Source organism: Acidisphaera rubrifaciens HS-AP3, assembly GCF_000964365.1.
Classification (GTDB): domain Bacteria; phylum Pseudomonadota; class Alphaproteobacteria; order Acetobacterales; family Acetobacteraceae; genus Acidisphaera; species Acidisphaera rubrifaciens.
This window is the reverse complement of the sequence record NZ_BANB01000489.1, coordinates 1-8,790: the sequence shown is the minus strand read 5'-3', so window position 1 is coordinate 8,790 and position 8,790 is coordinate 1. Positions and strand designations below refer to the sequence as shown.

Genomic DNA, 8,790 nt, shown 5'->3' with positions numbered 1-8,790 from the left:
GCCTGACGGAGGCGCATCTGGCGGGCCCCGTCGCCCGCCTGTCCACCGGCGAGCGCCAGCGCCTCGCCCTGATCCGCGGCCTGCTGCGCCACCCGCGCGTGCTACTGGCCGACGAGCCGACCGCCGCCCTCGACGAGGCCTCGATCGGGCCGGTGGAGGACCTGCTGCGCGAACGTATGGCGGCCGGGCTGCTGCTGATCCTGGTCACGCACCGGCCGGAGCAGGCGATGCGGCTCGGCACGATCCGCCGCCGCATCGCCGACCGGCGCTTCGCCGACCTCTGATGCACGCGATCCCCCTCACCCTGCCCGACCTGCTGGTCGCGGCGAGCCTGGTGCTGATCGATGCCGGGCTGTCGATCGGCTTCAGCCTCGGCCTGCACCGCGCGCTCGCCATCGCGTCGGTGCGGATGGTGGTACAGCTGATCCTGGTCGGCTATCTGCTGCGCGCGGTGTTCGCCGTCGCCAACCCGGCGATCACCGCGCTGGTGATCGTCGCCATGGCGGCGATCGCGGCGCGGGAGGTGGCGGCGCGGCCGCAGCAACGGCTTGTCGCGCGCGGCAACCTGCTGATCGGCGGCTCGGCGGTGGCGGCGGCGACCGGCTTCACGGTCATCCTCGCGCTGACGACGGCGATCCGGCCGAGTCCGTGGTACGACCCGCGCTATGCCATTCCCTTGAGCGGCATCATCCTCGGCAACGTCATGAACGGCGCGAGCCTGGCACTCGACAGCCTGCTCGGCGGCGTCGGGCGCGAGCGGGCGGCGATCGAGGCGCAGCTTGCCCTCGGCGCGTCGATGCGGGCGGCGATGCGCCCGCTGGTGGCGACCAGCGTGCGGCGGGCGCTGCTGCCGATGATCAACACCATGTCGGCCGCAGGCATCATCACCCTGCCCGGCATCATGACCGGCCAGATCCTCGCCGGCATGGACCCGCTGGAGGCGACGAAATACCAGATCCTGCTGATGTTCCTGCTGGCCGGAGCGAGCGGGATGGCGGCGCTGGTGACGGCGGAACTCGCGGCGCGGCGCCTGACGGACGCGCGCGACCGGCTGCGCCTGGACCGGCTGCGTCCCCGCTGAGGCGGCAGACCGGAACCGCGCAAAAGAAAACGCCGCCCGGGTTGCCCCGGGCGGCGTCGTAGTCGGTTCGGCGTCAGACGCGGATCACACCTTGCTCATCGACGCCTTCACCGCGTCGGCGGTGATCGGCAGCGAGCGCACGCGCGCGCCCACCGCGTTGAAGATGGCGTTGGCGATCGCGGGGGCGACCACCGTCACCGCCGGCTCGCCGCAGCCCACCGCCGGCTCGCCGTTGCCGATGAGGGAGATGTCGAGTTCCGGCACGTTGCTCATGCGCATCGGGGTGTAGGTGTCGAAGTTCGACTGCTCGATGCCGCCGTCCTTCAGCGTCCCCTTTTCCAGCAGCGCGATCGACATGCCCCACAGCGCGGAGCCCTCGATCTGCGCGCGCACGCCGTCCGGGTTGACGACGGTGCCGAGGTCCATGGCCAGCGTGAGCTTCTTGACCGTGACGTCGCCCGTCTCCGGGTTCACCGCCACGTGCGCCACGCACGCCGTCCAGGTCGGGGAAGACCGCTCCTGCGAGGAGACGCAGGCGACGCCGATGCCCTCGTTCTTCGGCAGCGGGTTGACGCCGTAGCCGGCGCGGCCGGTGGCGATGCGCAGCACGTTGGCGAGGCGCTTGGCGCCGCCCTGCGTCTGCGTGCCGTTCTTGCCCGCGTTGTCGCCGAGACCGTCGAGCATCGACAGACGCAGCGCGACCGGGTCCTGCCCCGTCGCGTGCGCCATCTCGTCCCACATGCTCTCGGTCGCCCAGAAGGTCCAGCCGGGGGCGACGGAACGAAGCTGCCCGGACGGGGTCGCCGCCTGCGCGAGCTTGTTCTCGAAGTTCTTCACCGTGTGGTTCGGCACCGTGTACCAGTAATCGGCGCCGTTGACGGTGAAGCTGTCGTGGCTGCCCTTCTTGTCCACCGACGGCGTCAGGAAGGCGGGGATGCCCCAGCGGGCCGTCGGCCAGGCGCCGATGACGTCATGCGTCATCGCGACGGCATGGCCCTTGTCGTCCACGCCCAGCTTGACGTGCTGGTAGGTGAGCGGACGGGTGAAGTCCATGTGCATGTCGTCTTCGCGCGTGTAGATGCACTTGACGGGCTTGCCCACGGCCTTGGCGGCGGCGATCGCCGGCACCACCATGTCGCTTTCCAGACGCCGGCCGAAGCCGCCGCCCAGGAAATGCTGGTGCAGCACGATCTTCTTCGGATCGACGCCCGCGATGGCGGCGGCGATGGCGGTCGTGCGGGTGAAGAACTGGTTACCCGTGTAGATATGCCACTCGCCGTCCTTCTCCATGGCGAGCGCGTTCATCGGCTCCATCGGCGCATGGATGTTGATGCTGGTGGTGTACTCGGCCTCCAGCACCTTCGGCGCCGTCTTCAGCGCGCCCTCGGCATCGCCTTCCTTGACGAACAGGAAGCCCTCGGTTCCGTCCTCGTGCAGGCGGCGCGATTCCGCGAGGATGGCGGCGTCGTCCACCTTGGCGTTCGGGCCGAGGTCATAGTCGATCTTCAGCGCCGCGCCGGCCTTCTTGGCGGCTTCGTAGGTCTTTGCGACCGAGACGACCCAGCCGGTCGTGGTGCCGGTCTTGTCCTCGACCACCACGGCGCGGATGAAGCCCGGGACCTTCTTCGCCTCGCTGTCGTCCACCGACTTCACCGTGGCGCCATAGCGCACCGGCGGCGTCACCGGCATGCCGTAGACCATGCCGGGCGCAAAGGCGTCGATGCCGTATTTCGCCGTGCCGTTGGTCTTCGGCGGGATGTCGAGCTGCGGGACCGAGTGGCCGATGATCGTGTACTGATCCGCGGTCTTGAGCTTGATCGCCTTCAGCTCGTCGGCGGTGAAGACCTTGTTGGCCTTACCGCCGGCGACGATCTTGCCGAACGGCAGCTTCTTGCCGGACTTGGTGTCCACGACGTGCGAGGCGATCGCCGTGAGCTGGCTTTCCGGCACGCCCATCATCTCGGCGGCGGCGGCGATCAGCGCCATGCGCCCGGCCGCGCCCGCGCGGCACATCGCGTCATAGTTCATGCCGGTGGACCAGCTGCCGCCGGTGATCTGCGCGCCGAGCACGGGATCGTTGTACTTCGGGTCGTTGGAGGCGAGGGTGATCGCCATGTCCTTCCACGCGGCGCCCAGCTCCTCGGCGACGAGCTGCGCCATGGTGGACGAGATGTGCTGCCCCATCTCGGCCTTGCCGACGACGACGGTCACGCGGCCGTCGGTGCCGATCGAGTACCACTGCGTGGGCTCGAACTTCGGGTGCGACATCGCGCCCGCGAGCGCCTGGTTCGCGTCGGGCATCGCGGCGTAGCCGACCATGAGGCCGGCGGCGCCGGTCACGGCCATGAAATGGCGGCGCGACAGCGCCGGCATGTCGATCTTGCTGTGCTTCGTCATGGCTCAGACCCCCGGCTCGCCGCGCATTTCGGCGGCGGCGCGCATCACGGCGCGCTGGATGCGGACGTAGGACATGCAGCGGCAGAGATTGCCGTCCATGTGGTCGACCACTTCCTGTTTCGTGGGCGCGTTGTTCTTCGCCAGCAACGACGCGGCCTGCATGATCTGGCCGGACTGGCAGTAGCCGCATTGCGGCACCTGCTCGGCCACCCACGCCTTCTGCAGCGGGTGCTGGCCGTGCGGATCGATCCCCTCGATCGTGGTGATCTTCTTGCCGGCGGCGTCGGCGACCGACGTCTGGCACGAGCGCATCGCCTCGCCGTTCAGGTGCACGGTGCAGGCGCCGCACAGGCCGGCGCCGCAGCCGAACTTGGTGCCGGTCATCTGCAGGTGTTCGCGGATCACCCACAGCAGCGGCGTATCGCCGGGCACGTCCACCGCGTGGCTCGTGCCGTTGATGTTCAAGGTGCTCATTCGTTCTCCCCCCACGACACGGACCCGAGGCCGCGCCTCATGACGCCGTCGTTACCTAAACCTTATTGTCGTTGCCAGATGTTCGTAAAGGGCCGCGTCGGCCGAGGCGGGTCTATTACATGCGCGCCGTCTGAAAAACGCGCCGCGCGCCCATCGTTGTATTTCAACTGTTATAGCGGTTTGCCTACCATTGCACCCAGTTATCGGGCGGGGCTAATTCCATCAGGAAATCTCATTTATCAATGAGAAATCATGTGGTTTCGCTAATAGGTCTCGACAAACCCGGCCTCAGCCGGGAGGGTGCGGCCGGGCATCGCAAAGGATGGGAAGCATGGATCGTGTCGATGTCGGCGGACTGCGCGTCGCCCGCCCGCTGTATGACTTCATCGCCGACGAGGCGCTGCCGGGCCTCGGTCTCGCGCCGGAGGCGTTCTGGACCGGGTTCGCCCGTATCGTGGCGGAATTCGCACCACGCAACACCCGCCTCCTGGTCGCGCGCGACCAGTTGCAGGCGCAGCTGGACGAATGGCACCGCACCAACCGCGGCCGCCCGTCCGACATCGCCGGCTATGAGATGTTCCTGCGCGACATCGGCTATCTCCAGCCGGAGCCCGAGGACGTCACCATCGACACGACCGGCGTGGACCCGGAAATCGCCAGCATCGCAGGGCCGCAGCTGGTGGTGCCGGTCAGCAACGCCCGCTATGCGCTGAACGCCGCCAACGCGCGCTGGGGCAGCCTGTACGACGCGCTGTACGGTACCGACGCCATACCGGAGGAGGGCGGCGCCGTGCGCGGTCGCGGCTATAACCGCGTGCGTGGCGCCCGCGTCGTCGCGCGCGCCCGCGACCTGCTGGACCGCGCCGCCCCGCTCGAACAGGGCAGCCACGCGGAGGCGGTCGCCTATATGCGCGACGGCGCCGCGCTGCTGGTCCGGCTGATCGACGGCACGGTCACCAGCCTGGCCGACCCGGCACAGTTCGTCGGCTGGCGCGGCCCGGGCTATGCCCTTTCGACCGTGCTGATCCGCCACAACAACCTGCACATCGAAATCGACATCGACCCGCAGGACCGCATCGGCCGGCACGATCAGGCGCATGTCGCCGACGTGCTGATGGAATCCGCCGTCACCACCATCGCCGACCTGGAGGACAGCGTCGCCGCCGTCGACGCCGAGGACAAGGTCACGGTCTATCGCAACTGGCTCGGCCTGATGAAGGGCGACCTCGTCGAGACCTTCGACAAGGGCGGCCAGACCGTCACCCGCCGCCTCAATCCCGACCGCGTCTACGAGGGGCATGGCGGCGACTACGTGGTGCCGGGCCGCAGCCTGTTGCTGGTACGCAACGTCGGCCACCACATGTATACCGATGCCGTACTGGATGCCGAGGGGCATGACATCCCCGAGGGGATGCTCGACGCCGCCGTCACCTCGCTGATCGCCATGCATGACGTCCGCGGCCTCGGCGCGCTGCGGAACAGCCGCGCCGGGTCGATCTACATCGTCAAGCCGAAGATGCACGGGCCGGAGGAGGTCGCCTTCGCCGACGCGCTGTTCGCGGCGGTTGAGGATCTGCTCGGCCTCGCGCGCCACACGATCAAGATCGGCATCATGGACGAGGAACGGCGCACCAGCGTCAACCTGAAGGCGTGCATCGCCGCCGCCCGGCACCGGCTGGTGTTCATCAACACCGGCTTCCTCGACCGCACCGGCGACGAGATCCACACCTCGATCGAAGCCGGCCCGATGATCCGCAAGACGGCGATGAAGGGCAGCACCTGGATACGCGCCTACGAGGATCAGAACGTCGATATCGGCATCGCCTGCGGCCTGCCGGGCCGGGCGCAGATCGGCAAGGGCATGTGGGCGGCGCCCGACCGCATGGCGGAGATGCTGCTGATCAAGGACGAGCACCCGCGCGCCGGTGCCAACACTGCCTGGGTCCCCTCGCCCACCGCCGCGACGCTGCACGCGATCCACTACCATCACGTGGACGTCGCCGCCCGCCAGCAGGCGATCGCCAGCCGCAAGCGCAAGCCGCTGCGCGACCTGCTGACCATCCCCGTCGCCACCGGCGCCAACTGGTCGGAGGAGGATATCGAGGCGGAGCTGGAGAACAACGCGCAGGGCATCCTCGGCTACGTCGTGCGCTGGATCGACCAGGGCGTCGGCTGCTCCAAGGTGCCGGACATCAACAACGTGGGGCTGATGGAGGACCGCGCGACCCTGCGCATCTCCAGCCAGCACATCGCCAACTGGATGCTGCACGGCGTCGTCACCCGCGAGCAGGTGATGGCGGTGATGCGCCGCATGGCGGAGGTGGTGGACAAGCAGAACGAGGACGACCCCAACTACCGCCCGATGGCCCCGTCCTATGACGGCCCCGCCTTCCGCGCCGCCTGCGCCCTGGTGTTCGAGGGCCGCGCCCAGCCCAACGGCTACACGGAGTTCATCCTCCACGCCTACCGGAAGGAAGCGAAGGGCGCGGCGTGACGGGAAGCAACTGCTTCCCACCCAGTTGACTGTACATAATCGGATTGGCGGCACCTTTGGGTCGCATCGCGTCTGGCACGCGCCGCATCAGATAGATGTTGCCGATCTCTGCTGGGGCTTCGCGGCCGACGAAGCCCCAGCGTCTCGGCACGTCGGTCTTCATGGTCGGGAAACTGGCTACCGTGGCCGGTATCCACCTCTCGGCGATAAAGACTCCTATGACGATGCGCTGGTAGACCGCCATTACAAGGTCACAGGCCCCCGCGCGCTTTGGGTTAAGTTTCCAGGCACAGCGCACGGCCTCGTAGACGCTGGAGGCCGCATCCATTGTTTTATTCACGATTATAAGAATTGCTGAGTGCTCGAATTCGATTTCTGGCACTGATGCCTGATCGAGCGGCAGGACAATCTTCACATTCCCACTCCCTTCGTTTGAGCGCGGCTGAAAATCACCGGCAGGGTGCCCGGCATTGCATACAACTGTCGCAAACAGCGTTGGGAACCTTTACACCTATCGCTTGGCTGGTCGCGCCGTGTCGTGACAGCGCCCCCTGGGGAGCCGGCTGACTGCCCCGCCTGACGCCGCCACGCAGGCGCCTGCCCGGCCGCAACGTCGGGAGGCAACGACAATGACAAGCAACACACTGGCCGACGCACGGCCGGCGGGCGCCGGCGTCGTCGTGGCACCGCTGGCGGTCCGGCGGATCACCGTCGCGGACGTCCTCGCGGCCCTGCGACAGGGGCTGGACGATTTCCGCGACAGCCGGGCGCACCTGATCCTGCTGGCGCTGATCTACCCGGTGCTCGGCCTCGTGCTCGGCCGCATCGCGTCGGGGGCGGACGCTCTGCCGCTGATCTATCCGATGGTCTCGGGCTTCGCGCTGCTCGGCCCGTTCGCGGCCGTCGGCCTGTACGAGATGAGCAAGCGGCGCGAGGCGGGCAAGCCCGTGTCCTGGGGCGACGCGTTCGACGTGCGGCACTCGCCGCAGCTCGGCGCGATCGTGCTGCTCGGCCTGCTGCTCGGCGCGCTGTTCGTGCTGTGGCTCTACGCGGCGGCGGCGGTGTTCGAGGCGACGCTCGGCCGGCAGGCGCTGGAGACGGCGGCCTCCGGCGCGTGGCTGCACGCGGTTTTCACGACGCGCGCCGGCTGGGCGCTGCTGATCCTGGGCAACGGGGTGGGCTTCCTGTTCGCGGCGGCCGCCCTGATCCTCGGCGTCGTGTCCTTCCCGCTGCTCGTCGATCGCCCGCTCGCCGCCACGGCGGGGCTGCAGGTGACGGTCGCGCTGCGCGCCTCGGCGGCGGCGGTATGGGCGAACAAGCTGCCCATGGCGGTGTGGGGCGCGGTGGTCGCGGGGGGACTGATCCTCGGGTCGATCCCGCTGCTGGTCGGGCTTGCGGTCGTGATGCCGATCCTCGGGCACGCGACCTGGCATCTGTACCGGAAGCTGATCGTCTGAGTCGGGGCGCCGGGCGGCGGGTTATTCCGCCGCCATGCGCGGCGCCTCCGCCATCGCGGCGGCACGGGCGAGATCGACCGACAGCACGCGCGAGACGCCGCGTTCCTGCATCGTCACGCCGTAAAGCCGGTCCATGCGCGCCATCGTCAGCGCGTGATGGGTGACGACGAGGAAGCGCGTGTCGGTGTCGCGGGCGATGTCGTCCACGAGGTTGCAGAACCGTTCCACGTTCGCCTCGTCGAGCGGCGCGTCCACCTCGTCGAGCACGCAGATCGGCGCCGGGTTGCAGCGGAAGACGGCGAAGATCAGCGACATGGCCGCGAGCGCCTGCTCGCCGCCCGACAGCAGCGACAGCGTCGCGAGCTTCTTGCCCGGCGGCTGCGCGTAGATCTCCAGCCCCGCCTCCAGCGGATCATCGGAGCCGACGAGGGCCAGATGCGCCCGCCCGCCGCCGAACATGCGGGTGAACAGCGCCTGGAAATGCTTGTCCACCTGGGCGAACACCGCCGACAGCCGCTCGCGTCCCTCGCGGTTGAGATGGCCGATCGAGCCGCGCAGCTTGGCGATGGCGGCGGTCAGCTCCTCGCCTTCGCGCAGGATCGCGGCGATCTGCGTCTCCACCTCGCCCGCCTCGATCTCGGCGCGCAGGTTGACGGGACCCATCTCGTCGCGCTCGCGCGTCAGGCGTTCGAGCCGCTTGCGTGCCTTCTCCTCCTGCTCGGCGCCCGCCCCGTCAGGCGGGTCCGGCAGGGTGGCATCGGGGCCGAGGCGTTCGACGATGCGTTCGGCGACCACCTCCGCCGCCTGCGCCGCCTGCGCGGCCAGCCCCTCGGCGCGCACCACCTGCTCGCGCAGGGAGGCGAGGCGCTGTTCGGCGGCGCGGGCCT

General features: G+C 69.0%; 7 protein-coding genes and 1 pseudogene. 4 read left to right on the top strand and 4 right to left on the bottom strand.

Features of this window, described 5'->3' with window-relative positions; translation table 11 throughout:
- Window positions 1-284: ATP-binding cassette domain-containing protein (locus B8460_RS13580; protein WP_048862145.1), on the top strand; the 284-nt coding region annotated here is incomplete at its 5' end.
- Window positions 284-1,081 carry an ABC transporter permease gene (locus B8460_RS13575; RefSeq protein ID WP_048862144.1) on the top strand — a complete coding sequence of 266 codons (798 nt, stop codon included), beginning with the start codon at window positions 284-286 and terminating at the stop codon, window positions 1,079-1,081. The genes B8460_RS13580 and B8460_RS13575, both read left to right, overlap by 1 nt.
- Before the next feature lie 84 nt (window positions 1,082-1,165).
- Here B8460_RS13575 and B8460_RS13570 read toward each other — a convergent pair whose 3' ends face one another.
- Both B8460_RS13570 and B8460_RS13565 read right to left on the bottom strand, forming a co-directional pair.
- On the bottom strand, window positions 1,166-3,478 hold the full coding sequence (locus B8460_RS13570) for a xanthine dehydrogenase family protein molybdopterin-binding subunit (RefSeq protein WP_048862143.1): 2,313 nt from the start codon (window positions 3,476-3,478) through the stop codon (window positions 1,166-1,168).
- A gap of 3 nt (window positions 3,479-3,481) precedes the next feature.
- A complete protein-coding gene (locus tag B8460_RS13565; protein ID WP_048862142.1) occupies window positions 3,482-3,952 on the bottom strand; it encodes a (2Fe-2S)-binding protein in 471 nt (156 codons plus the stop codon).
- Window positions 3,953-4,283: 331 nt separating this feature from the next.
- On the opposite strand from B8460_RS13565, the gene B8460_RS13560 reads away from it, so the two are divergent.
- Window positions 4,284-6,446 carry a malate synthase G gene (locus tag B8460_RS13560; RefSeq protein WP_048862141.1) on the top strand — a complete coding sequence of 721 codons (2,163 nt, stop codon included), beginning with the start codon at window positions 4,284-4,286 and terminating at the stop codon, window positions 6,444-6,446.
- On the opposite strand, the gene B8460_RS21040 is transcribed toward B8460_RS13560, so the two are convergent.
- Complete coding sequence (locus tag B8460_RS21040; RefSeq protein ID WP_148360604.1) at window positions 6,403-6,861, bottom strand: hypothetical protein; 459 nt, start codon at window positions 6,859-6,861, stop codon at window positions 6,403-6,405. The two genes, B8460_RS13560 and B8460_RS21040, sit on opposite strands and share 44 nt — an antisense overlap.
- A 214-nt stretch (window positions 6,862-7,075) precedes the next feature.
- Here B8460_RS21040 and B8460_RS13555 point away from each other — a divergent pair, with 214 nt between their 5' ends.
- Entirely contained in the window at window positions 7,076-7,903 is an 828-nt protein-coding gene (locus tag B8460_RS13555; RefSeq protein ID WP_048862140.1) for a DUF2189 domain-containing protein, read from the top strand.
- Between the two features lie 21 nt (window positions 7,904-7,924).
- Here the strand turns inward: B8460_RS13555 and B8460_RS13550 are convergent.
- Window positions 7,925-8,790, bottom strand: a pseudogene (locus B8460_RS13550) (chromosome segregation protein SMC); the annotation flags it as partial.